Raw genomic sequence first — 21,790 nt, 5'->3', positions numbered from 1 at the left:
ATGCTGCTGCGATTTACCAAGATGCACGGGCTGGGCAACGACTTTATGGTCATCGACCTGGTGACCCAGCACGCCCAGCTGTCAGCGCGGCAGATTCGTCAGTGGGCCGACCGCCACACCGGCGTTGGCTTCGATCAGCTATTGCTGGTCGAGCCACCGACCACGCCCGATGCCGACTTTCGCTATCGCATCTTCAATGCCGACGGCAGTGAGGTGGAGCAATGCGGCAACGGCGCCCGTTGCTTTGCGCGCTTTGTGCAGGACAAGCGCCTGACCGCCAAGCAGGAAATTCACGTCGAAACCGCCGGCGGCCCTATCGTGCTGCGCATCAACCGCGACCGCCAGGTCACGGTGGACATGGGCGCGCCGCGCTTTGTGCCCGCCGAGGTGCCCTTCCAGGCCGACGCCGAAGCCATCGACTACACGCTTGAAGTGGCCGGAGAAACCCTGCAGGTAGCCGCCGTCTCCATGGGCAACCCGCACTGCGTCACCCTGGTGCCCGATGTGCAGGACGGCACGCTGGAGCGCCTGGGCGCGCTGATCGAGGCGCACCCGCGCTTCCCGCGCAAGGTCAACGCCGGCTTTATGCAGGTGGTCGACCGCCAGCACGCCCGGCTGCGCGTGTACGAGCGCGGTGTGGGTGAAACCCAGGCCTGCGGTACCGGCGCCTGCGCCGCTGCCGTCGCCGGTATCCGTCTCGGCCTGCTGGACTCACCCGTACAGATCGACCTGCCCGGCGGCCGTCTGCAGATCGAGTGGGGCGGCCCAGGCCAGCCCGTGCTGATGACCGGTCCGGCCACCCGGGTCTACGAGGGACAGATTCGCGTATGAAAGAGCAACCGCCCCACCCTGACGAACTGGAAGCCGCCCGCGTCGTAGAGTTTCTGCAACGCCACCCGGCCTTTTTTGTCGAGCACGACGAGCTGCTGGCCGACCTGATCGTGCCCCATGAAGCAGGTCACGCGGTGTCGCTGGTCGAGCGGCAGGTCAAACTGCTGCGCGAGCGCAACATCGACGTGCGCCACCGCCTGAACCAGCTGATGGACACCGCCCGGGAAAATGACCGGCTGTTCGACAAGAGCCGCCGGCTGATTCTCGGCATGCTCGAGGCGCAGAGCCCGGATCAAGTCGTGGCGACACTGGAAGACAGCCTGCGCACCGACTTTCAGGTGCCCTTTGTCAGCCTGATCCTGTTTACCGAAGCGGACCGCTACAGCAACGCCCATTGCGTTACCCACGCCGCCGCCAAGGAAGCCATCGGTCACCTGCTCGACAGCGACAAACCAGTGGCCGGCGCGCTGCGGCCGGCGGAGCTGAACTTCCTGTTCGGCGAGCACGGTGAGCAGGTCGCATCCACCGCGCTGGCGCCCATCCGCTACCAGGGATTGCACGGCGTGCTCGCGCTGGGCAGCGAAGACCCCCAGCAATACCGCAGCGCCACCGGCACCCTGTTCCTTGGCTACGTCGCCGACGCGCTGGCCCGCGTGCTGTTGCGCCAACGCCCCCTGGCCGATGAAAACCACGCCTGAGCCGGCCGGCATCGCCGACCCTGACATCAGTGCGTTCTTCGACCACCTGCGCATCGAGCGCAGGCTGTCGCCGCGCACGCTGGAGGCCTACCGCCACGACCTGATAAGTCTGGATCAGCACCGCGCCGCGCGCGAGCTGCCGGGCTGGGACCGGCTGGACACCCAGCACCTGCGCCACTTTATCGCCAGCCAACACCAGCAGGGTCTGGCCCCCCGCAGCCTGCAACGCCTGCTCAGCGCCATCCGCAGCTTCTACCGCTTTTTGCAGCGCGAGGGGCGTGCACAGCAAAACCCCGCGCTGGATCTGCGCGCCCCCAAGGCCGCGCGGCCCCTGCCGCGCACGCTGGATGCCGACCTGGCCGCCCAGCTGCTCGACAGCCCGGGCGAGGACGACTGGCTCGGTCGCCGCGACCAGGCCATGCTGGAGCTGTTCTACTCTTCCGGCCTGCGGCTGTCCGAACTGGCCGGCCTGGACATCGCCGACCTCGACCTGCAGCAGGGCGAGGTCAGGGTGACCGGCAAAGGCAACAAGACCCGCGTCTTGCCCGTCGGCCGCATGGCGCGGCGCGCCCTGCAGGACTGGCTTAGTGTGCGCCCAGCCAGCGACCAGGCAGCACAGCCGCTGTTCGTCAGTCAGCGCGGCAGCGCGCTGACTCCGCGCGCCATTCAACTGCGCCTGCGTCGGCATGGCGTGGAGCGAATCGGCCAACACCTGCATCCGCACATGCTGCGGCATTCGTTCGCCAGCCACATGCTGGAGTCTTCCGGCGACCTGCGGGCGGTCCAGGAGCTGCTGGGCCACGCGGACATCAGTACCACGCAGATTTACACTCACCTTGATTTCCAGCACCTGGCCCAGGTGTATGATCAGGCCCACCCCAGAGCCAAACGCAAGGCAGACAAATGATTCAGCTGGTGACCTTTGACCTCGACAACACCCTGTGGGAAACCGAATCGGTGGTGGCCAACGCCGAGCGGGTGCTGGCCGACTGGCTCGCCAAACAGGCGCCGGACTACACCGCCGCGCGCGATCTGGACGCACGCAAGGCCCTGCTGGCCGAGGTGCTGGATGGCGACCCCGACCTGCGCCACCGAGTGACGCCACTGCGCATCGCGGTACTGGAACTGGGTCTGCGCAAGGCGGGATACCCGGCAGACGAAGCCCAACGGCTGGCACGCGCCGGTTTCGAGGTGTTCATTGATGCTCGCCATCGGCTGGAGTACTTCCCGCATATGGAGCTGGTGCTGCAGCTGCTGTCGCAGCAATACCGGCTGGCCTGCATTTCCAACGGCAACGCCGATGTACGCCGGCTGGGGCTGGATCGCTATTTCAGCATCATCGTGTCAGCGGATGAGGTGGGTATCAGCAAGCCGGACCCGGCACCCTTCCTGGCGGCGCTCGACAACGCCGGGGTCGAGCCGCAGCAGGCGCTGCATATCGGAGATCATCCGGGGGACGACATCCAGGGGGCCCTGGATGTGGGCATGCATACCCTGTGGTTTAACCCACAGGGCAATGCCTGGACGGGCCAGCAACGGGCCCATGGCGAGGTGCGCTGCCTGAGCGAGATTCCGCCCTGGCTGAACCGCTACCAGCGTTACGCCAAACGCTGAACGGGCACGGCGGCAAGGCCCGATTCAATCAGATCGGACGGCTGCCGTACTTGTTTTCAGGCTTTTTCGGCGGATCGGAGACCACGTTGTCGTCGATCTGCTGCACCTTGCCACCGCGCGCCATGAACTCTTCGATCTGACGGGCCAGCATTTCCCGCTCACGCTCCTTGGCTTCCATCGAAGCACCTTCGAAGTCATCGCTGGCTGCGGCCTTCTTCTTGCGCGACTTGCTGCTGACCTCGGCACCATCATCGCCGTCATCAACATCGTCGCTGCCATCCGTCACATCGTCCTGATCGTCGACCTCGGAATCGTCCATACCGTCGAGATCGTCGTCCAGATCATCACTCATGCCTGAATCCTCACAATGGAAAACAGGCTATATATAGTTCACCGGGGGGATTTGGCTAGTCCCGCGCGCAACTTTTTTTCATCCCGGCAGCGCCTCTGTGACGGGCCCTGAAGCGATATTGCTCAGTCGCACTGCCCCTGCAGCGTCGCCAGCACCCGGCGGCTGCCGGCATGCTCCCGGTGTTCCCCGAGGTAGAGACCTTGCCAGGTGCCAACGGCGAGCCTGCCAGCCGTTATCGGCAGGGTCAGCTGCACACCGAGCAGACTCGACTTGATATGCGCGGTCATGTCGTCCGGGCCTTCATAAGTGTGCTTGAAGTACGGCGCATCATCCGGCACCGCGCGGCGAAAAAACGCCTCGAAGTCGCCGCGTACCAGCGGGTCGGCGTTCTCGTTGACGGTCAGTGAGGCCGAGGTGTGCTGCAGCCACAGGTGCAGCAGGCCCACGCGCACGTCCGTCAGCTCTGGCAGCGCAGGCAGAATTTCGTCGTCAATCAAGTGAAAGCCCCGCGCGCGGGGCTTGAGGCGAATCTCTTTCTGCAACCACATGCTGCTTTCACCTTTGTGTGACGGATTTTACAGATCCTGAGCTCGCTGGGCCTGCTCGGCCAGCCGCAAGGTTTCATGCTTCTCCATCGCCAGCAGATCCTGCATCAGCTCACGCCCACCCGCCGTTTCTGCTCGGCCCAGCAGGTAACGATACAGGTCCAGCGCGTCGTTGTGCAGATCAAACACCAGCGCACACAGAGCGTCGTGGTCCAGCCCGACAAAGCTCTGCCCTGCGTCCAGCGTGCGAACGCGCGGGTTGTCGGTAAAGTGGTCGTACACCCAACTGTCCAGCACCTTGATATCGGCCTGCTGCTCAAAACGCAGCACCATCTGTTGCATGCGGCGCTCGTGCTCGGCCAGATACTGCAGCAGCGCGCTCATGCGCTCCCCGGTCTGGCTGTCAGCCGCCCCGGCCTCCAGCCGGCTGGCCAACTGGCCATGCAGTTGCTGTGTCCACTCGATCAAGTCACGATAGGTTTCTGCTTTCATCAAGCCTCCTGTTGCCGCCGTTTGCACTGCGCGGGTCTGCGTGTCTGTCGATCTGCCTGGCGTTACTTGATCAACATCCAGGCAGCCATACCCACCATCATCAGATTCTCGGTCAGTGAAATGAACCCCAGCGGCACGTTGCTATCGCCGCCCACGCAGGCACATTTGAGTGCGCGCCGGTCGATGTACACTGCCTTGAAAACGGAGACTGCGCCGATTACCCCGATCAGCAGCGCTACCGGAATTGCCAACCACAGCAGTGCGCCAGCGATCATGAGGATGCCGGCCAAGGCCTCGCCGAAGGGATAGAGATAGGCATAGCGCACCCACCGCTGCGCCAGCAGATCGTAGCCGAGAAACATGTTGGAGAAGCTTTCCAGGTCACGCAGCTTGAGAATCGCCAGCACACACATCGAGATAGCGACAAACCACTCCAGCGTGCGCACGGTCAATACCGTGCCCAAGGCGGTCCAGCTGACCGCCAGCGCCATCAGCGCGGTGCAGGCGAAGACCGCGATCACCGGCTGATAGGTCACCTCATCCGGTGCCTTGACCGGCTTGCCAAAGTACCGCCGCAGCTCGTCGTGGCCGCCGATGCGCTGGCCGTCGATAAAGGCCTGCGGCGTGGTGTTCACGTTGTATTCGCGCTGAAATGCGTCGGTTTCCTCGCGGCTGGTCAAATGCCGGTCGTCCACCGTGAAACCCTCGCGCTTGAGCAGATCGAGGGACTTCAACCCAAAGGGGCAGAGGTGGTTTTTCATCACCATACGGTAGAGTGTCGCGTCGCGCGGCTGATCCGTCATCGGGTCACTCCTGCTGTCTGGTTTGCGTCGTCGCGGCAGCTCCGGCGCCTCTCGGCACAGCGGCGGGTAACACTGCCGCCATTTCCTTGCGACCGCCCGACCCGCGACGAGGTTCCAACCGGCAACGCAGCACTGGCGGCTAAAACATCAGCCGCACACCTGCCACAGCAAACCAGCCGTCCCGATCATCGCCCTCGTCTGCGGCGAAGTCGGCAGTACGCCCAAACGCCCGCTCATAGTGCACACCAACGTAAGGCACGATGGATCGGTCAATCAGGTCGTAGCTCAGCCGCAACCCCGCCTCCATCCCGCTGAGGCCGCGGCCAACGCCCATCGCCTCGTCGTCGGACAACGCCGCATCCAGCTCCAGCTCGGGGATCAGGTGCAGGCGATTGGTCAGCAGCAGTTCGTACTCCAGCGCCAAATCGAGCGACAGATCGCCGTGCTCGCTCAGGTAGAGGTTACTGTCCAGCTCCAGCCAGTAGGGCAGCAGACCATTCAGGCCAACAAAAGCGTAGTGCCGGTTCTCAGCGCCCGGTGTGTCAAAGCGCAGGCCACCGCGCAGATCGATAAAGTCGCTGACCGGGGTTTGCAGGGCGAGGCGGTTATCCAGCGTCTCCCAGCTGTCGTGGTCGAAGCTGTATTCGGCTTCGCTGAGCCAAAGCGCCTTCAATTCATCGGTGCCCCACCAGGCTTCGGTGCTCCAGTACCCCAACTCTTCACCACTATCGCCGTGGCGGTATTCCAGCGCGTCGGCCTGAAGCCCCCAGAAGTAGCCGTGGTGCATCGAGTGAGCCATCTGCTCGGCGCCTGCCGGCGTGGCCAGCATCAGCAGCGGAAGGATAAGCCGCTTCAAGAATCACCTCCTTCGGGCCCACCCTCAACAATCACGGTACGAAACATTCCCGCAGCCGCGTGATAGGCCAGGTGACAGTGGAACGCCCACTTGCCGGGCGCATCCACCTCGGTCTCCATATACACCGTAGTGCCCGGCGCCACGCTGATCACATGCTTGACCGGGTTCCACTGGTCGGCACCGACGTCGAGAATCGACCACATACCGTGCAGGTGCATCGGGTGGGTCATCATGGTTTCGTTGACGAATTTGAAGCGCACGCGCTCGCCGTACTGCAGGCGAATGGGTTCGGCGTCCGACTCCTTGATGCCGTTGATCGACCAGATATAGCGCTCCATGTTGCCGGTCAGCCGCAACTCGATCTCACGGGTCGGTTCGCGGTCTTCATACAACGGTTTCTGTGCGCGCAGATCGGCATAGGACAGGAAGCGACCATCGTTATAGGCCTGGGGAATCAACCCGCTGCCTTGGGCGTAAAAGGGATCAGCGGGCAGTGCTGCGACCTCGCCATGGTTCATGTTGCCGTGGTCCATACCCGCCATATCGCCGTGGCTCATGCCGCTGTGATCCATGCCCGCCATATCGCCGTGGTCCATGCTGCCGTGGTCCATGCTGGCCATGTCGCCATGATCCATACCCGCATGCGCCATGCCCATATCAGCCATGGTCAGCAGCGGTGCCGGACGCAGCTCGGGAATCTCGCCCTGCATACCCTCACGCGGCGCCAGGGTGCCGCGGGCAAAACCCGAGCGGCCCATGGATTCGGCAAATACCGTGTAGGCGCGGTCTTCCTTGGGCTGGACGATGACATCGTAGGTTTCCGCGACACCGATGCGCAGCTCATCCACGGTAACCGGCTGCACGTTATTGCCATCCGCCTGCACCACGGTCATCTTCAGGCCGGGCAGGCGCACATCGAAATAAGTCATGGCCGAGGAGTTGATCAGCCGCAGGCGCACCCGCTCACCCGGCTGAAACAAGCCGGTCCAGTTTTGCTCCGGGCCCTTGCCGTTGATCAGCCCGGTAAAGCCCTGCACATCCTCGATGTCGCTGGACATCATGCGCATATCGCCCCACATCAGCCGATCCTTCAGCGTCGCCGCCAGACCGCGCTCGCGGCTGTCGCGCCAGAAGTCACCGACCGTCTGCTGCTGGCGGTTGTAGTAGTCCGCCGATGTCTTGAGGTTACGCATAATGCGGTCACCCGAGTGCGGGTGCTTGTCGGTCAACTGCACCACGTATTCGCGGTCGTAGCGGAAAGGCTCGCGCCCCTGCGGCTCGATCACGATGGCGCCGTAAGCACCATCCGGCTCCTGAAAACCCGAATGACTGTGAAACCAGTAGGTGCCGGCCTGCTTGATCGGAAAGCGATAGGTAAAGGTCTCGCCCGGCGCAATACCCGGATAGCTCAGCCCGGGTACGCCGTCCATCTGGAATGGCAGCACCAGCCCGTGCCAGTGCACCGAGGTCGGCTCATCGAGGTTGTTGGTCACGTGGATAGTGACGTCTTCGCCTTCGCGAAAACGCAGAATCGGCCCGGGCGAGGCGCCGTTATAACCAATGCCCTGCTTGCGAAACTCACCGGTGTCGATGGTCACCCGGTCGACGGTCAGGTTGTATTCGCCAGCCCAGCTGATCAGCGGCAGCAGCGCCAAGGCGGCGGCAACCCCCTTACTCAACATGAATGCCTCCGACCATCCCGGCCTGATAGTGGCCGGGCACATTGCAGGCAAACTCCAGGCTGTCGGCGCTGGCGAAGGTCCAGACCAGCTCGGCTTCCTGCCCCGGCTCCAGCAGAAGGCTGTTGGCGTGGCTGTGCTCCATGGTGTGTCCGCCGCCCATGTCCATCTTCATGCGTTCATGATTGAGGTGATCGCCCTGAATCACGCCGTGATCCACCATCATCTGCATCTGTCCCTGATGGGCCTCGTGCATGGCAGCCGTGCCGATATTGAACTCGTGCACCAGCGCGCCCTCGTTGCGCACCTTCAGACGCACCGTCTCGCCCGCGGCAAACGTCAGTTGCTCGGGCTCGAAGTAGTTGTCGTACATGACGATATCGATAGTGCGGCTGACCTGCTGCGGGTCGCCAGGCTGACCGCCTTCGCTAATCGCAGCCCCCGCCGACGCCGCGCCCAACAGCATTGCTGCCGCCAACCCGTTAAATGTCCGCTGCATGGGTATATCTCCTGTCACTGAAAGGCCTGCCGACGGCCGCAGCATTGACAACCACCCCGGTTGCCGATGCACTCTCTGCCCCACCCGTCGGGAATGAGCGCAGCTTGCCGAGCGAAACTGAATCCTGACTGAACCCCATTGAGAAAAGAGAAACCGCCCATGCGTTTGCTGCTGGTGGAAGACGATGAACTGCTGCGCAGCAGCCTGCATGAAAGCCTGAGCCAGGCAGGCTTTGCGGTCGATGCAACGGGCTCAGCGCTCACCGCCGACCAGCTGGCGCAGCAGGAAGACTACCGGCTGATCGTGCTGGACATCGGCCTGCCCGACGGTGACGGCCTGCAACTGCTGGCGCGCTGGCGCGACGCCGGGCGCGATCTACCGATTCTGCTGCTGACCGCCCGCGACCGCTGGCAGGACAAGGTCAACGGCCTCAAGGCCGGAGCCGACGACTATCTGACCAAACCCTTCCACCCGGAAGAGCTATTGGCGCGCCTGCAGGCCCTGCTGCGTCGCAGCGAGGGCCGCAGTCACACGCAGATTCGTGCCGGCAACTACCTGCTCGACGAGGAACGCCAGCGCGTGCGCATCCCGAACGGTGAATGGCAACCACTGACCGGCACCGAGTTTCGCCTGCTGCGCTGCCTGATGAGCCGTCCGAACCGACTGCACCCCAAGGAAGCCCTGCTAGAGCAGCTCTACAACCTCGATGCCGAGCCGACGCTGAACACCATCGAAACCTACATCCGTCGCTTGCGCCTGCTGATTGGCCGCAACGCCATCAAGACCCAGCGAGGGCAAGGCTATGTCTTTACCGCCGAAGACTGAGCGCAGCCGCTCGATCCGCACCACCCTGCTGCTCTGGCTGCTGCCCTTTGCGACGCTGTTTATGCTGCTCGCCTGGTATCTGCATGGCGCCCTGCTAGATCGCATGTCTCGCGACTTTGTCGAGGAACGGCTGCAGCAGGAAGTCGCCATGATCGAGCAGCAGCTGACCAGCCGCGACGGACTGCAGACACTGGACAGCAGCTACTTCGGCGCCCTCTCGCACCACCTGTTTGCCATCCGCTTCGGCGCGCAGACCCAGCTCTCCCACCCCCAGTGGTCCGCCATGCTGCAGCCCTGGCTCGATTTGCCGGCGCAAGGGCTGATCGAACTGCAGGGCACCCCGGATGACGAGAACAGCACCCATCGCTACATGGCCTGGCGCGCAGAGCGCGAGATTAGCGGCACCCCGGTCACAATCGTGGCCGCCGAAGATTACAGCCGCCTGCAGGCCGGCACCCATGAACTGCACCTGTGGACTGCCGCCGTTGCCATTGGCCTGCTCGTCGTACTGTTTGCGCTGATCCTGCTCGCGGTGCAGCTGTCGATGCGCCCGGTCCGCCAGCTGCAACAGGATCTGCAGGCGCTCAAGCAGGGCAAGTTGCAGCGACTTAGCGATGCGGTGCCACAGGAGTTCAGCGGCCTGATCGCGCAGCTGAACCAGTTGCTCGACACCCTGCAGCACCGCCTGCAGAAAGTGCGCGAAGCCAATGCAAACCTGTCGCACCGGATCAAGACGCCGATTGCGGCGATCAACCAGTTGGTCAGCAGCAGCCAACCGATCACGCCAGAGGCGCGCAGTCAGATCAGTCAACGACTGGAAGACATCAGCCGCCAACTCGACAGCAGCCTGCACGCCAGCCAATCCGGAGGCCCACTGGCCGGGGCCAGTTGCCTGCCGCTAGAGCAAACGCGTGAACTGCTATGGATGCTCGGCCGCCTGCACACCAGCGTGGAGTTTGAACTCGATTGCACGCTACCCGACAACACGCGCTGGCCGATTGACGAGCAGGACTTCAGCGAACTGCTGGGCAACCTGGCCGACAACGCCGGCAAGTGGGCACATAGTCGCGTGCGGGTGAGCCTCAGCGAAAACGGCCGGCAACGCGTGCTGGTTGTCGAAGATGACGGTCCGGGGGTTCCGGCCCAGGAGCGCGAGCAGCTAGGTACCCGGGGCTGGCGGCTGGATCAGCAGATGCCGGGGCACGGCCTGGGACTGGCTATTGTCCGCGACCTCGCCGCGCGCTATCAGGGCACCATCCAGTTCGAAGCCAGTGAGCTGGGCGGTCTCTCGGCGCGCCTCCAGCTGCAGATCAGGCAAGGCTGAAGGCCCGCCGGAAAGCGGGCCAGACAGCCAGTCAGATTGATTAAGGCCAGAAGGTTTGCAGCCCCTCTTGTGCCTGCATGTCGTAATTCATCAACATGAACTCTTCACCCGCGTTGGTATAGGCAGGCCACTCGATTGCATCAGTGGACGGGTTTCCGCTACGCGCAAACTGCGCCCAGAGGGCCATGGAATCAGCCGCAATAGACTCATCAATAGCGCCCCAACCAGGCAGGTTGTCAGCGTAATTGGCCGGACTCGGGCTCGGCAAACCGGTCAACCCCAGAATGTACTGGTTGTAGTAGGCATCCGGATCACCAAACACGGAGACCACGTCGATACTGTGATAGGCGCCGACGCCACGGTTTGCCCAGTTTTCAGGTACATGGTCATACACGTAGGCAAAGACATCGGAGGTGTGGTTCTGCTTGAGGAATGGCAGGTACCACTTGAGACCGTCGATGACCCACTCGGCGTCATTGCGCGGGGTGCCGATAATCAGCGGCACATCGTTGTGAAAGCCGTTTTCACGGATGTCCGTCTTCACATACCAGTCGTCGACATTGGGCTTAAAGTAATCGACACCGTAACTGGCGGCAGCGTTGGTCAGATCAACCCAGGACACCGCGCGCATGGCTGCGATCACATCCTCTTCATCCTGCAACCCCAGGCGCTGTACCAACGACACGCCACCAGCCTCTTCCTGCTCCAGGGTGTTGTAAATCGGCCGCACGGTATCGGTGGGCGGCGGTGCGGCGCTCATGATGACAGCCCGATGGAACAGCCCCTCGGCCAACGGCGAATTGAGCAGGGAAATCGCCTTCAATCCGCCCCCCGACTGGCCGAAGATAGTCACATTATTCGGGTCTCCACCAAACTCGCTGATGTTGTCGCGTACCCACTCCAGCGCAGCAATCTGATCCAGCTGCGAATAGTTGCCTGAGGAATGCTGCGCTGATTCGCGGGTAAGCTCCGGATGCGCCATATAGCCGAGCGCCCCCAGACGGTGGTTCACCGTCACCAAGATCACGCCCTGACTCGGCAGCGCCGTATGGTTATAAGTCGTGCTGTTGGACGTCAGGATCGCGTACCCACCGCCATGCAACCAGAGCATCACCGGCAGCGCATCACCCTCATAGCCCTTTGGCGCAACCACGTTGAGGTAGAGGCAGTCCTCGCTCATGCTGCCCTTGCCGTAGGCCTCCAGATAAGACGGCTGAGCGCACTGGTCTGCCCAGGCTGTCGCCTCGCGCACGCCATCCCAGCTATCCGGTTTCACCGGCGGCTTCCAGCGCAGATCTCCAATCGGCGGTTTAGCATACGGAATGCCATACCAGGCCCACGCCTTGTCATCGGGCGAGAACCCGGCGACCTCACCAGACTGGGTCTTCACCACGCGCCGCTCACTGAGCGTACGCTGCATATGCGCCTGAGCCTCTGCAGCGCTGCGCAGGGTCCGTGGCCGCGGATCACTTTCAGTAAATACCGGCGGCTCAGCCGCGTTCAGCTCGGCCAGCAGGTCCTGAATCTGGCTGCTGGTGGCAAAACTGGCTGGCGCCTGATCGAAGACAATCGAATCGGCCCAGAGAGAAACCGCATCGGCAATGGCAGGCGATATCTGAATGCCGTTGTTGAGACTGCGATCGGCATCCAGACTCTGCAACAGCACCAGCATGTTGGTTACCCGGTTGTCGGCGACCGTCGTCGCCCCCTCTACCAGATCCATCGGAGTGAGCTGCTCGGCACCCGTGGCGCGCCCTAATTCCAGCGATCCAAGAGAAAAGGTTACAACCTCTCCAGACTGATAGCGGAACGAACCATCCGCAGCCGTGACGCCGGACTGGGTCGCGGTCTGATAATGCAGCCCGGCAACCGGACTATCGGTAAACACACCGGTGCGCAGTGACGAGTCGGAGCCGTCACCACCATCTTTACAACCGCTCACACCGACCGCAGCCAGCGCCAGCAGAGAGAAACAGCAGAGCGGCTTGCAAAACCGTTTTAGATGAAACGGAGGGGTATTCATAAACCACCTTTCTTATTAGCGATATTGGTGTAGGGCCACGCCATCGATGCGCGCAGCACAAACGGCAGCTTAACGCCAACAAACAAAAAAGGAATGAACGTTCACACCTAAAAACAGCAAGCCAAGATGGCTCGCAATAAGACAGATCACATTGACCTGGCCGGCTGCACCCTTTGCGCGCGCACAACCCAACCGGGCTTCAATCTGAAACACCCACTCTATCGGGTAGCAACGGCAGGTCTGGGATAAAAATGGATATGACCGCATCGCGAAATACAGTCACAACGAGACATAAGCTAACGTTGCATCAGCTCCATAAATCGCTATTCACCGTATCAATCTCTGCAGTACACACAAAAAAACGGGGCGCCCACTGGGCGCCCCGTCTGGTGTTGCGAGTACTCAGTCAGCCATTACTTCTTGCTGCTGGTGAACTCCGGATAGGCTTCCATACCGCACTCGGAAATATCCACACCTTCGTACTCTTCCTCTTCGCTGACGCGCAGGCCCATCACCAGTTTGATGATGCTCCAGACGATCAGGCTGGCGATGAACACCCACAGGAAGATAACCACGATACCCATCAGCTGAGCAGTCAGGCTAGCGTCGCTGTTGGTCAGGCATACAGCCAGCAGACCCCAGATACCCACTACACCGTGAACGGAGATGGCACCGACCGGATCGTCGATCTTCAGCTTGTCCAGAGCCAGGACAGAGAAGACTACGATCACGCCGCCAACAGCACCGATCAGGGTGGCTTGCAGGCCGCTCGGCGTCAGCGGTTCAGCGGTGATGGCAACCAGGCCAGCCAGGGCGCCGTTCAGAGCCATGGTCAGGTCAGCCTTGCCAAACAGGATGCGGGCAACAACCAGACCAGCGATCAGACCACCAGCAGCAGCTGCGTTGGTGTTGACGAAGATCTGAGCAACCGCGTTGGCGTCGGAGATGTTGGACACAACCAGCTGCGAGCCACCGTTGAAGCCGAACCAGCCCAGCCACAGGATGAACATACCCAGCGTAGCCAGCGGCAGGTTGGCACCGGGGATAGCGTTGATCTGGCCGTTGGAGCCGTACTTGCCCTTACGAGCGCCCAGCAGCAGGACACCAGCCAGAGCAGCGGTAGCACCGGTCATGTGCACCACACCGGAACCGGCGAAGTCCAGGAAGCCAGCTTCGTTCAGGAAGCCACCGCCCCATTTCCAGAAGCCCTGGATCGGGTAGATGAAGCCAGTCATGATCACGGCGAAGACCAGGAACGCGAACAGCTTCATGCGCTCGGCAACCGCACCGGAAACGATGGACATGGCAGTCGCCACGAACACCACCTGGAAGAAGAAGTCGGAAGCAACCGAGTAGTACGGTGCATCGTCGCCACCGGCGAGTACGTCTTCAACGGTGTTTTCGGCACCGATCAGTACGCCGAAGCTCGGGAAGATACCGCCTTCCGGGCTGGAGTACATGATGTGGTAGCCGACCAGCAGGTACATGGTGCAGGCAATCGCAAACAGCGCGACGTTCTTGGTAAGGATTTCAGTGGTGTTCTTGGCGCGAACCAGACCGGCCTCGAGCATGGCAAAACCGGCTGCCATCCACATGACCAGTGCACCACAGATCAGAAAGTAGAATGTATCAAGTGCGTACTTGATTTGTACGATGTCTTCCATTTTAAGCCCCCCATATAGGCTTGTTTACTGCAGTCTGAAAAACGACCTGCGGTCAGATGGCGTCGGTGCCGGTTTCGCCGGTACGGATGCGGATGGCTTGCTCCAGGCTCACCACGAAGATCTTGCCGTCGCCGATCTTGCCGGTGTTGGCTGCCTTGGTGATGGACTCGATGACGCGATCCAGCATGTCATCAGCGATGGCGACGTCGATCTTGACCTTGGGCAGGAAGTCGACAACGTATTCAGCGCCACGATACAGCTCGGTGTGACCCTTCTGACGGCCAAAACCCTTGACCTCGGTTACGGTGATGCCCTGCACGCCGATCTCGGACAGTGCTTCACGCACGTCGTCCAGCTTGAAGGGCTTGATTACCGCCGTTACTAGTTTCATTTTGCTACTCCCGTGTAATGGACTGCCCTGGGGGACAGCACAAGTCTATGCCGAGTTAGAGGCTTTTAGAAACGGACAAACCAAAAGTGCTGTCGCAGTCGTCAGAATCGCCGACACGCCCTGCACATGCCGGCGCACCCATCTCGACACAGGCAGAGATCAAATGCTTCCCTGCCCCCACTGACAGCGCCCGGGTGTCGTCGCTGGCGAGCAGCGCGGCGTGGGTCAAACCTGTCAGGGTCAATCGCTTCATTATTGTGCTCCCGATGTGATCGCTCACGATTCTGGCTGTGCGCCAACTGCGTGCCCCGTTATGGGGTTCACTGTTGGAATCAGCTGCAGCATGCTTTGCAGAAACTCTGCCAATTTAATTTTTTCAATAGAATTCAAATAGTTGCAAAACAAAAGCATTTAAAACCCAAGAACAGGACGCCTTTCATGCACCAGCATAGTGCATGGTCGTGGTGCGCGTGCACAGCGGACGCACAAGTGCGGCGCGATAACCTGAGCGTGCTACACTGCCCGCCCACCGGCCCGATGGCCGTCGTCCCAAGCACAGCCCGCAGAGACTTGCCCATGCTGCACAAACTGGTGATTGATACCCTCAGCGCCCAGGCCTCACGCCTGCTGATGAACGAGGGCGGCCTGCCCGGCCCAGAGGTGGAAAAGCACCTCAAAGCCCTGTTGCAGAGCGCCCTGTCCAAGCTGGATGTGGTCAGCCGGGACGAATTCGATACCCAGCAGGCGGTGCTGATGCGCACCCGCGAACGCCTTGAAGCGCTAGAAAAGCGCGTCAGCGAGCTGGAAGCAAAAACGCAGTAACCGCCTGACCCTCGGCAGTATCAGGCCACACTGATCAAGGAGTGATCATGTCCCTGGCTATTGTTCACAGTCGCGCCCGCCTGGGTATCGACGCCCCCGCCGTCAGCGTTGAAGTACACCTGGCCAACGGTATGCCCAGCCTGACCCTGGTCGGGCTGCCGGAAACCGCCGTGCGCGAAAGCAAGGACCGCGTACGCAGCGCCCTGCAAAATGCCCAGCTGGAGTTTCCGGGCAGCCGCCGCATCACCATCAGCCTGGCTCCTGCCGACCTGCCAAAGGAGGGCGGCCGCTTTGATCTGGCCATCGCCCTCGGGTTACTCGCGGCCAGCGGCCAGATCCCCGCCGCCGCACTGCAAGACTGCGAATGCATTGGCGAGCTGGCCCTGTCGGGTGAACTGCGACCGGTGCAAGGCGTGCTGCCCGTGGCACTGGCCTGCCGCGAGGCCGGGCGCCGCCTGATCCTGCCGCGCGCCAACGCCACCGAAGCCGCGCTGGTCGACGGGGTAGAGCTGATTGCCGCCGACCAGCTGCTGGCCCTGTGCGCTCACTTGCGCGGCGAGGAAACCCTGCCGCCACTGCCCGCAGCAACGACCCCAGCGCCGCCGGCGGTCGCCGAGCTGGCCGAGGTGCAGGGTCAGGAGCAGGCCAAGCGGGCGTTGATTGTCGCCGCCGCCGGCGGGCACAACCTGCTGCTGTTTGGCCCACCGGGCACCGGCAAGACGCTGCTGGCCAGCCGCCTGCCGGGCATCTTGCCGCCCTTGCGGGAGCAGGAAGCACTGGAGGTTGCAGCCATTCAATCCGTCTGCGAACGCACGCCACTGCAGGCCTGGCCGGGCCGCCCATTCCGTGCGCCCCACCATGGTGCATCTGCCGCCGCGCTGGTGGGGGGTGGCAGTCACCCGCGCCCCGGCGAGGTCAGCCAGGCGCACAACGGCGTGCTGTTTCTGGATGAACTGCCGGAGTTTGATCGCAAGGTGCTGGAGATGCTGCGCGAGCCGCTGGAGTCGGGCAGCATCCATATTGCCCGCGCACGCGAACAGCTGCGTTTTCCGGCGCGCTTTCAACTGGTCGCCGCGATGAACCCCTGCCCCTGCGGCTATCAGGGAGACCCCTCGGGCCGTTGCCGCTGCACGCCAGAACAGATACAACGCTATCGCGGCAAACTCTCTGGCCCGCTGCTCGACCGCATCGACCTGCACCTGGCCATGCGCAATGAGCCCTTCAAGTTGACCGGCGAGACCGGCCGCAGCAAACCGGACACCGCCACCGCAGCCGCTCAGGTAGCCGCGGCAAGGCACGCCCAGCAGCAGCGCCAGCAATGCCTGAATGCCCACCTGGACCTGGCCGGCATTCAGCAGCATTGCGCGCTCAGCGACGCGGACGGGCAATGGCTGGAGCAGGCAGTAGAGCGTTTGGGGTTATCGCGACGGGCCAGTCACCGGGTACTCAAGGTGGCGCGCACCCTGGCCGACCTGGCAGGCAGCCCGAACCTTGAACGCGCGCACCTGGCCGAGGCATTGCAGTATCGGCAGCTAGACCGCCAGCCGCCGAGGTGAATAATCGGCAAACAGCAATGAAAAAACGGGCAATAACGGAAAAGACGACTAGAGTAAACAGACAGGGCGGCGCCGGTGCCGACGAGCTGGCGCCAGCGGCGCCGGTGGTCGCCTTGTATCCATTGAGCTGTAAGCCGCTCAGGACAGCAGCCGCACCACGCCGCTCTCTTTTGGCGACGCCTCACGGCCCATCTGATAGGCATCCATGAAGTAGCAGAGTTCGTCAAAGGGCAGCGCCGGGCTGATGAAGAACCCCTGCACCTGATCGCAGCCCAGACTGCGCAGGATATCCAGCTGCTCACGCTGCTCCACACCCTCGGCCACCACTTCCAGCCCCAGGCTGTGTCCCATTTCGATCATCGCGCCAACCAGCTGCCGGTCGGCTGAGCGTTCGGCGATCGCCTTGACGAAGCCACGGTCAATTTTCAGCAGATTGATCGGCAGGCTGTGCAGGTGGACAAAAGAAGAGAAACCGGTGCCAAAGTCATCCAGCGAGAAGCGCAGGCCCAGGCCGGTCATGCCGTCCATGGTCATCAGCACCTGCTCTGGCTGCTGCATGACCGCCGTTTCAGTCAGCTCAAACTCCAGCCAGTGCGGGTCGATACCGGTGCGTTCCAGCAGGCGGCGCACGGTGGACAGCAGCCGGCTGTCCTGGAACTGGCGGAACGACATGTTGACCGCCACATGCACCGGCGGCATGCCGCGTTTTTGCATACGCGCCAGATCGTGACAGGCGCGGGCAATCACCCAGTAGCCCATCGGCACGATCAGACCGGTTTCCTCAGCCAGCGGGATAAATTCACCGGGGCCCAGCAGGCCGCGCTCCGGATGGCGCCAGCGGATCAGCCCCTCGAGGCCGACAATCCGGCCAGTGCCCAGATCTACCCGCGGCTGATAGTGCAGTTCAAACTCGTTGCGCCGCAGCGCCTGACGCAGGGAAGACTCAAACTCGATCAGGCTGTGCGCCTGCAGGTTGATGCGCTCATCGTAGAAGTGGAAGCTGCAGCCGCGTTGCCCCTTGGCCTGCAGCATCGCCAGGTTGGCGTGCAGCAACAGGCTGTCGACGGTCTGGCCGCCCTCCGGATAGGTCGCGATGCCCACGCTGCAGCCCATCAGCAGCCCTTCATTGCTGACGGTAAAGGGCTCGGCCAGCTCGTTGATGATCTTCTGGGCAATCTGCAACAGGTTGCTGGATGAGGTGTAGTCCTCGATCACCAGCGCAAACTCGTCGCTGCCCATGCGCCCGATGGTATCGGTGTTGCGCAGCACCGCGCGCAGCCGGTCTACCACCTCGCAGATGATGGCGTCACCGGCGCTGTGCCCGAGGCTGTCGTTGACGTGACGAAAGTTATCCAGATCGACGCAGAACACCGCCAGCGGCTGATTGCTGCGCAGCGCCCGGCGCATCCCCTGCTTCAGACGATCCTGCAGCATCTGCCGATTGCAGGTGCCGGTCAGCGGGTCGTAGCTGGCAGCCCGGTCCAGCGCGCCGCGCAGGCGATGACGCTCCATCGCGTACTGGCAGCAGCGAATGATTTCGCTGGCCGAGGATTGATCCCAGAGGACGTCATTGAGGCCATTACCGATGCGGGAAAAGTCGGGCTCGCTGGCCAGATGAATCACCGGCACGCCGCAATCGTGCAGCAGTGACAGGCTGTCGGAACGCGCCAGCACCGCCTGCACCTCGCCCCGGTCGATACCGGTTTGCAGATGATGCCAGTCTTCGACGCGCTCCAGGGTGAACGGTAGAGCGCCAACCACAGCAAGCCGACGACACAATTGCACGTAGGCACCGTGGTCGGTATCCAGCAAAACAACTCGCTGTGTTGGACTGTCATCGCTCAAGCGGCGATCTCCCCTGGGGTGGAACAAGGCTCTCAGTCGTATCCATGCACGGCTCATGCCGCTATCTGCTTGATTTACCGGGGTCTTTTGCCTGGCTGGCATCAAGTCAGGGATAAATTCAGTCGACTGCGAGTGGTCTCCGATAAAAGAATCTTTAAAATTTAAGTATCTACAGCACTTTTGTGAAGCAAGTTATAGCGAATATCGCGCCAATAACCAAGCCTGGCCGATGGCCGGCACCCGATGCCACCCCGAAGCTGCTACCATTTGCCGCCCTCAGCCTCCGGAGATACCCCGTGTCACGCCTCAACCCCCGCCAACAGGAAGCCGTCGAGTACATCAGCGGGCCGCTGCTGGTTCTGGCCGGGGCCGGCAGCGGCAAGACCAGCGTGATCACCCGCAAGATTGCCTATCTGGTCAAGGAGTGCGGCATCCGAGCGCAACACATCATCGCCGTGACCTTCACCAACAAGGCGGCGCGCGAGATGAAAGAACGGGTCGGCCAACTGCTGCGCGGCCCGGACGCCCGTGGCCTGACCGTCTCGACCTTCCACAACCTGGGGCTGAACATCATCCGCAAGGAACATCAGCGCCTCGGCTACAAGCCCGGCTTCTCGATCTTCGATCAACAGGATGCCACAGCGCTGATTACCGATTTGATGCACAAGGACTACGGCGCCGAAGACGGCATCGAAGGCATTCAGGCGCAAATCTCCAACTGGAAGAACGACCTGATCCTGCCGGATGAAGCACTGGCCCAGGCCAAGACCCCGCAGGAGCAGACCGCCGCCAGCGTCTACATGCACTACCAGCGCACGCTCAAGGCCTACAACGCGGTCGACTTTGACGACCTGATCCTGATCCCGGTGGTGTTGTTTCGCGACAACCCCGACGTGCTGGAGAAATGGCAGTTTCGCATCCGCTACATGCTGGTCGACGAATACCAGGACACCAACGCCAGCCAGTACCTGCTGGTCAAAATGCTGGTCGGCACTCAGGCGCGCTTTACCGTGGTGGGCGACGACGATCAGTCGATCTACGCCTGGCGCGGCGCCCGCCCGGAAAACCTGGCGCTGCTCAAGGAAGACTTTCCGCATCTGAAAGTGGTCATGCTGGAGCAGAACTATCGCTCCACTAGCCGCATCCTGCGCGCCGCCAACACGCTGATCGCCAACAACCCGCATGTGTTCGAGAAGCAACTGTGGAGTGAGCTGGGTTACGGCGAGCCGCTACGCGTGATCCGCTGCCGCAATGAAGAAGCCGAAGCCGAGCGCGTAGCGGTCGAGATTCAGAATCAGCACCACCAGCACAAGCGTGCCTGGCGCGACTTTGCCATCCTCTATCGCGGCAACCACCAGGCGCGGCTGATCGAACTCAAACTGCAGCACCACCAGATCCCCTATCACCTGTCTGGCGGCACCAGCTTCTTCAGCCGACAGGAGGTCAAGGACCTGATGTCCTACCTGCGCCTGCTGGTCAACCAGGACGACGACAACGCGCTGCTGCGGGTCATCAACGTACCGCGCCGCGAGATAGGCCCAGCCACGCTGGAAAAACTCGGCACCTACGCCAACGAACGCCAGATCACCATGTACCAGGCCTGCACCGAAATGGGCCTGGGCGAGCGGCTGGATGCCCGCTACACCGAAAAGCTGCAGCGCTTCATCACCTGGCTCGACGGTATCCGCAAGCAGTGCTACGAAGGCGACCCGATTGAAACCCTGCGGCGCATGGTGCTGGACCTGGACTACGAAAACTGGATTCGCCAGAACTGCTCCAGCGACGAGATCGCTGCCAAGCGCATGGGCAACGTCTGGTTCCTGCTCGACTCGATCAAAAGCATTCTCGAGAAAGATGACAGCGGCGAGAGCAATATCGAGGATGCCATTGCCAAGCTGGTGCTGCGCGACATGCTCGAACGCCAGGAAGAGGAAGAAGACGCAGACCGCGTCCAGCTGATGACCCTGCACGCCTCCAAAGGCCTGGAGTACCCGCACGTGTTCATCATGGGCATGGAAGAAGAGATCCTGCCCCACCGCTCCAGCATCGAGGCAGACAGCGTCGAAGAAGAGCGCCGCCTCGCCTACGTGGGCATCACCCGCGCACGCAAAACCCTAGCCTTTACCTTTGCCGCCAAACGTCGCCAGTTTGGCGAAGTCATCGACTGCGCCCCCAGCCGCTTCCTGGATGAAATCCCCCCGGAAGATCTGGAGTGGGAAGGTAGCGAAGAAGCCCCGGTGGAGCAGAAACAGGCCCGCGGCAAGGCCGCGCTGTCCAACCTGCGGGATATGCTCAAAGGCAGCTAAAAACAAAACGCCCCGCACAGGGCGGGGCGTTTAGTACAGCGCGGAACGTCTGATCAGAGACCGGACATTTCCTTGATCGCGGCCATCAGCTCTTCATCGGAGCAGTCACCGCAGGTGCCTTTCGGCGGCATGGCGTTCAGACCGGCGATAGCGTTTTTCAGCAGCTCGTCCAGGTCACCACCGTGGCGGGCTGTCCACGCAGCGCTGTCACCAATTTTCGGAGCGCCCAACACGCCAGCGCTGTGGCAGGCAGAGCAGAACTTGCCGACAACATCGGCACCGGAACGCGGACCGGACGCTGCACCGCCGCCACCGGCTACTTCGTCGGCGCAAGGATCGCCAACCAGGCAAACGGTACCAACAGGTTTCAGACGCTCCGCGATGGCCTCTTCGTTCGCTGTTGCCGCGAAAGCATTACCGGCAACCACCGCCAGCATGGCCGCCGAGGCCAGCAGAATCTTCTTCAAAGTCATCACCTTGTGCATCCTCATCATGGCTATATGTTTTGCGCCCAAGTGCATTGCCCGGACAATGAGCGCGAGTATACCGATAAACCCACACCCGACAAAGTGCCAAGCGGTCGCGGCAGACCAACGAATCCCCTCACAGGCATGGACGCCACAGCCCGCAGTGCGTATCATTGCCGCGCTGCAGCGCAGCCCATT

Annotated in this window: 22 protein-coding genes; 9 read left to right on the top strand and 13 right to left on the bottom strand. The window is 62.1% G+C overall.

Annotation, left to right across the window (positions count from 1 at the left end; genetic code table 11):
• From dapF to ASB58_RS13810, 4 genes are read left to right on the top strand one after another with little or no spacing between them, the layout of a single operon-like run.
• On the top strand, positions 1-831 hold the full coding sequence (gene dapF, locus ASB58_RS13825) for a diaminopimelate epimerase (RefSeq protein WP_096004552.1): 831 nt from the start codon (positions 1-3) through the stop codon (positions 829-831).
• On the top strand, positions 828-1,529 hold the full coding sequence (locus ASB58_RS13820; protein WP_118131279.1) for a DUF484 family protein: 702 nt from the start codon (positions 828-830) through the stop codon (positions 1,527-1,529). Before dapF ends, ASB58_RS13820 begins: the two co-directional genes overlap by 4 nt.
• On the top strand, positions 1,513-2,436 hold the full coding sequence (gene xerC / locus ASB58_RS13815; protein WP_118131278.1) for a tyrosine recombinase XerC: 924 nt from the start codon (positions 1,513-1,515) through the stop codon (positions 2,434-2,436). The genes ASB58_RS13820 and xerC overlap by 17 nt, the downstream gene beginning before the upstream one ends.
• Positions 2,433-3,143: an HAD family hydrolase gene (locus ASB58_RS13810; RefSeq protein ID WP_118131277.1), complete on the top strand. Its 711-nt coding sequence runs from the start codon at positions 2,433-2,435 to the stop codon at positions 3,141-3,143. Before xerC ends, ASB58_RS13810 begins: the two co-directional genes overlap by 4 nt.
• A 28-nt stretch (positions 3,144-3,171) precedes the next feature.
• Here the strand turns inward: ASB58_RS13810 and ASB58_RS13805 are convergent, their stop codons facing one another.
• The 7 genes from ASB58_RS13805 to ASB58_RS13775 all read right to left on the bottom strand — a co-directional run bounded on the left by ASB58_RS13805 (position 3,172) and on the right by ASB58_RS13775 (position 8,369).
• Positions 3,172-3,495 (bottom strand): hypothetical protein, encoded by a 324-nt coding sequence (locus tag ASB58_RS13805; RefSeq protein ID WP_118131276.1) that lies wholly within the window; start codon positions 3,493-3,495, stop codon positions 3,172-3,174.
• A 122-nt stretch (positions 3,496-3,617) separates the two neighbouring features.
• The gene (locus ASB58_RS13800; RefSeq protein WP_118131275.1) at positions 3,618-4,043 is read right to left on the bottom strand and encodes a secondary thiamine-phosphate synthase enzyme YjbQ; all 426 of its coding nucleotides are present in this window, start codon (positions 4,041-4,043) and stop codon (positions 3,618-3,620) included.
• A gap of 27 nt (positions 4,044-4,070) precedes the next feature.
• The gene (locus ASB58_RS13795; protein WP_118131274.1) at positions 4,071-4,532 is read right to left on the bottom strand and encodes an ATPase; all 462 of its coding nucleotides are present in this window, start codon (positions 4,530-4,532) and stop codon (positions 4,071-4,073) included.
• Positions 4,533-4,594: 62 nt separating this feature from the next.
• Positions 4,595-5,335 carry a MauE/DoxX family redox-associated membrane protein gene (locus ASB58_RS13790; protein WP_118131273.1) on the bottom strand — a complete coding sequence of 247 codons (741 nt, stop codon included), beginning with the start codon at positions 5,333-5,335 and terminating at the stop codon, positions 4,595-4,597.
• A 139-nt stretch (positions 5,336-5,474) separates the two neighbouring features.
• The gene (locus tag ASB58_RS13785; RefSeq protein ID WP_118131272.1) at positions 5,475-6,191 is read right to left on the bottom strand and encodes a copper resistance protein B; all 717 of its coding nucleotides are present in this window, start codon (positions 6,189-6,191) and stop codon (positions 5,475-5,477) included.
• Entirely contained in the window at positions 6,188-7,873 is a 1,686-nt protein-coding gene (locus ASB58_RS13780) for a copper resistance system multicopper oxidase (RefSeq protein WP_118131271.1), read from the bottom strand. The genes ASB58_RS13785 and ASB58_RS13780 overlap by 4 nt, the downstream gene beginning before the upstream one ends.
• Positions 7,863-8,369, bottom strand: coding sequence for a cupredoxin domain-containing protein (locus tag ASB58_RS13775; protein ID WP_118131270.1), 507 nt, complete (start codon positions 8,367-8,369; stop codon positions 7,863-7,865). Before ASB58_RS13775 ends, ASB58_RS13780 begins: the two co-directional genes overlap by 11 nt.
• A gap of 159 nt (positions 8,370-8,528) precedes the next feature.
• Between ASB58_RS13775 and ASB58_RS13770 the strand changes: the two genes are divergently transcribed.
• Complete coding sequence (locus tag ASB58_RS13770) at positions 8,529-9,194, top strand: response regulator transcription factor (protein ID WP_118131269.1); 666 nt, start codon at positions 8,529-8,531, stop codon at positions 9,192-9,194.
• On the top strand, positions 9,172-10,518 hold the full coding sequence (locus ASB58_RS13765) for an ATP-binding protein (RefSeq protein WP_118131268.1): 1,347 nt from the start codon (positions 9,172-9,174) through the stop codon (positions 10,516-10,518). Before ASB58_RS13770 ends, ASB58_RS13765 begins: the two co-directional genes overlap by 23 nt.
• A 40-nt stretch (positions 10,519-10,558) precedes the next feature.
• Here the strand turns inward: ASB58_RS13765 and ASB58_RS13760 are convergent, their stop codons facing one another.
• The 4 genes from ASB58_RS13760 to ASB58_RS13745 form a co-directional block, all read right to left on the bottom strand.
• Entirely contained in the window at positions 10,559-12,460 is a 1,902-nt protein-coding gene (locus ASB58_RS13760) for a carboxylesterase/lipase family protein (RefSeq protein ID WP_181977939.1), read from the bottom strand.
• A gap of 494 nt (positions 12,461-12,954) precedes the next feature.
• Positions 12,955-14,205 (bottom strand): ammonium transporter AmtB, encoded by a 1,251-nt coding sequence (locus ASB58_RS13755; RefSeq protein WP_083725579.1) that lies wholly within the window; start codon positions 14,203-14,205, stop codon positions 12,955-12,957.
• A gap of 52 nt (positions 14,206-14,257) precedes the next feature.
• Positions 14,258-14,596 carry a P-II family nitrogen regulator gene (gene glnK, locus ASB58_RS13750; protein WP_096006493.1) on the bottom strand — a complete coding sequence of 113 codons (339 nt, stop codon included), beginning with the start codon at positions 14,594-14,596 and terminating at the stop codon, positions 14,258-14,260.
• A gap of 55 nt (positions 14,597-14,651) precedes the next feature.
• Positions 14,652-14,849, bottom strand: a complete 198-nt coding sequence (locus ASB58_RS13745; RefSeq protein ID WP_096006494.1) for a hypothetical protein — start codon at positions 14,847-14,849, stop codon at positions 14,652-14,654.
• A gap of 323 nt (positions 14,850-15,172) precedes the next feature.
• On the opposite strand from ASB58_RS13745, the gene ASB58_RS13740 reads away from it, so the two are divergent.
• Both ASB58_RS13740 and ASB58_RS13735 read left to right on the top strand, forming a co-directional pair.
• Complete coding sequence (locus ASB58_RS13740; RefSeq protein ID WP_065336106.1) at positions 15,173-15,418, top strand: accessory factor UbiK family protein; 246 nt, start codon at positions 15,173-15,175, stop codon at positions 15,416-15,418.
• A gap of 47 nt (positions 15,419-15,465) precedes the next feature.
• Entirely contained in the window at positions 15,466-16,974 is a 1,509-nt protein-coding gene (locus ASB58_RS13735; RefSeq protein WP_118131266.1) for a YifB family Mg chelatase-like AAA ATPase, read from the top strand.
• A gap of 138 nt (positions 16,975-17,112) precedes the next feature.
• Here the strand turns inward: ASB58_RS13735 and ASB58_RS13730 are convergent, their stop codons facing one another.
• Entirely contained in the window at positions 17,113-18,876 is a 1,764-nt protein-coding gene (locus ASB58_RS13730; protein ID WP_118131265.1) for a putative bifunctional diguanylate cyclase/phosphodiesterase, read from the bottom strand.
• Between the two features lie 239 nt (positions 18,877-19,115).
• Here ASB58_RS13730 and rep point away from each other — a divergent pair, with 239 nt between their 5' ends.
• The gene (gene rep / locus ASB58_RS13725) at positions 19,116-21,125 is read left to right on the top strand and encodes a DNA helicase Rep (RefSeq protein WP_118131264.1); all 2,010 of its coding nucleotides are present in this window, start codon (positions 19,116-19,118) and stop codon (positions 21,123-21,125) included.
• 53 nt (positions 21,126-21,178) lie between these two features.
• On the opposite strand, the gene ASB58_RS13720 is transcribed toward rep, so the two are convergent.
• A complete protein-coding gene (locus ASB58_RS13720) occupies positions 21,179-21,598 on the bottom strand; it encodes a c-type cytochrome (protein ID WP_181977938.1) in 420 nt (139 codons plus the stop codon).
• Positions 21,599-21,790 lie beyond the last annotated feature (192 nt).

The organism is Pseudomonas abyssi (genome assembly GCF_003444685.1).
GTDB lineage: Bacteria > Pseudomonadota > Gammaproteobacteria > Pseudomonadales > Pseudomonadaceae > Halopseudomonas > Halopseudomonas abyssi.
Note: the sequence above shows the minus strand (reverse complement) of the source record. Positions and strands in the feature narration are given on the sequence as shown.

Excerpts from the sequence above, each read along its gene's own strand:
- ASB58_RS13800 (WP_118131275.1), bottom strand. The coding sequence starts at position 4,043 with ATGTGGTTGCAGAAAGAGATTCGCCTCAAGCCCCGCGCGCGGGGCTTT.
- ASB58_RS13770 (WP_118131269.1), top strand. The coding sequence starts at position 8,529 with ATGCGTTTGCTGCTGGTGGAAGACGATGAACTGCTGCGCAGCAGCCTG.
- ASB58_RS13805 (WP_118131276.1), bottom strand. The coding sequence starts at position 3,495 with ATGAGTGATGATCTGGACGACGATCTCGACGGTATGGACGATTCCGAG.
- ASB58_RS13745 (WP_096006494.1), bottom strand. The coding sequence starts at position 14,849 with ATGAAGCGATTGACCCTGACAGGTTTGACCCACGCCGCGCTGCTCGCC.
- ASB58_RS13820 (WP_118131279.1), top strand. The coding sequence starts at position 828 with ATGAAAGAGCAACCGCCCCACCCTGACGAACTGGAAGCCGCCCGCGTC.
- ASB58_RS13755 (WP_083725579.1), bottom strand. The coding sequence starts at position 14,205 with ATGGAAGACATCGTACAAATCAAGTACGCACTTGATACATTCTACTTT.
- glnK (WP_096006493.1), bottom strand. The coding sequence starts at position 14,596 with ATGAAACTAGTAACGGCGGTAATCAAGCCCTTCAAGCTGGACGACGTG.
- ASB58_RS13720 (WP_181977938.1), bottom strand. The coding sequence starts at position 21,598 with ATGACTTTGAAGAAGATTCTGCTGGCCTCGGCGGCCATGCTGGCGGTG.
- ASB58_RS13765 (WP_118131268.1), top strand. The coding sequence starts at position 9,172 with ATGTCTTTACCGCCGAAGACTGAGCGCAGCCGCTCGATCCGCACCACC.
- ASB58_RS13795 (WP_118131274.1), bottom strand. The coding sequence starts at position 4,532 with ATGAAAGCAGAAACCTATCGTGACTTGATCGAGTGGACACAGCAACTG.
- ASB58_RS13735 (WP_118131266.1), top strand. The coding sequence starts at position 15,466 with ATGTCCCTGGCTATTGTTCACAGTCGCGCCCGCCTGGGTATCGACGCC.
- dapF (WP_096004552.1), top strand. The coding sequence starts at position 1 with ATGCTGCTGCGATTTACCAAGATGCACGGGCTGGGCAACGACTTTATG.
- ASB58_RS13740 (WP_065336106.1), top strand. The coding sequence starts at position 15,173 with ATGCTGCACAAACTGGTGATTGATACCCTCAGCGCCCAGGCCTCACGC.
- ASB58_RS13790 (WP_118131273.1), bottom strand. The coding sequence starts at position 5,335 with ATGACGGATCAGCCGCGCGACGCGACACTCTACCGTATGGTGATGAAA.
- ASB58_RS13780 (WP_118131271.1), bottom strand. The coding sequence starts at position 7,873 with ATGTTGAGTAAGGGGGTTGCCGCCGCCTTGGCGCTGCTGCCGCTGATC.
- ASB58_RS13730 (WP_118131265.1), bottom strand. The coding sequence starts at position 18,876 with ATGAGCCGTGCATGGATACGACTGAGAGCCTTGTTCCACCCCAGGGGA.
- xerC (WP_118131278.1), top strand. The coding sequence starts at position 1,513 with ATGAAAACCACGCCTGAGCCGGCCGGCATCGCCGACCCTGACATCAGT.
- ASB58_RS13775 (WP_118131270.1), bottom strand. The coding sequence starts at position 8,369 with ATGCAGCGGACATTTAACGGGTTGGCGGCAGCAATGCTGTTGGGCGCG.
- ASB58_RS13810 (WP_118131277.1), top strand. The coding sequence starts at position 2,433 with ATGATTCAGCTGGTGACCTTTGACCTCGACAACACCCTGTGGGAAACC.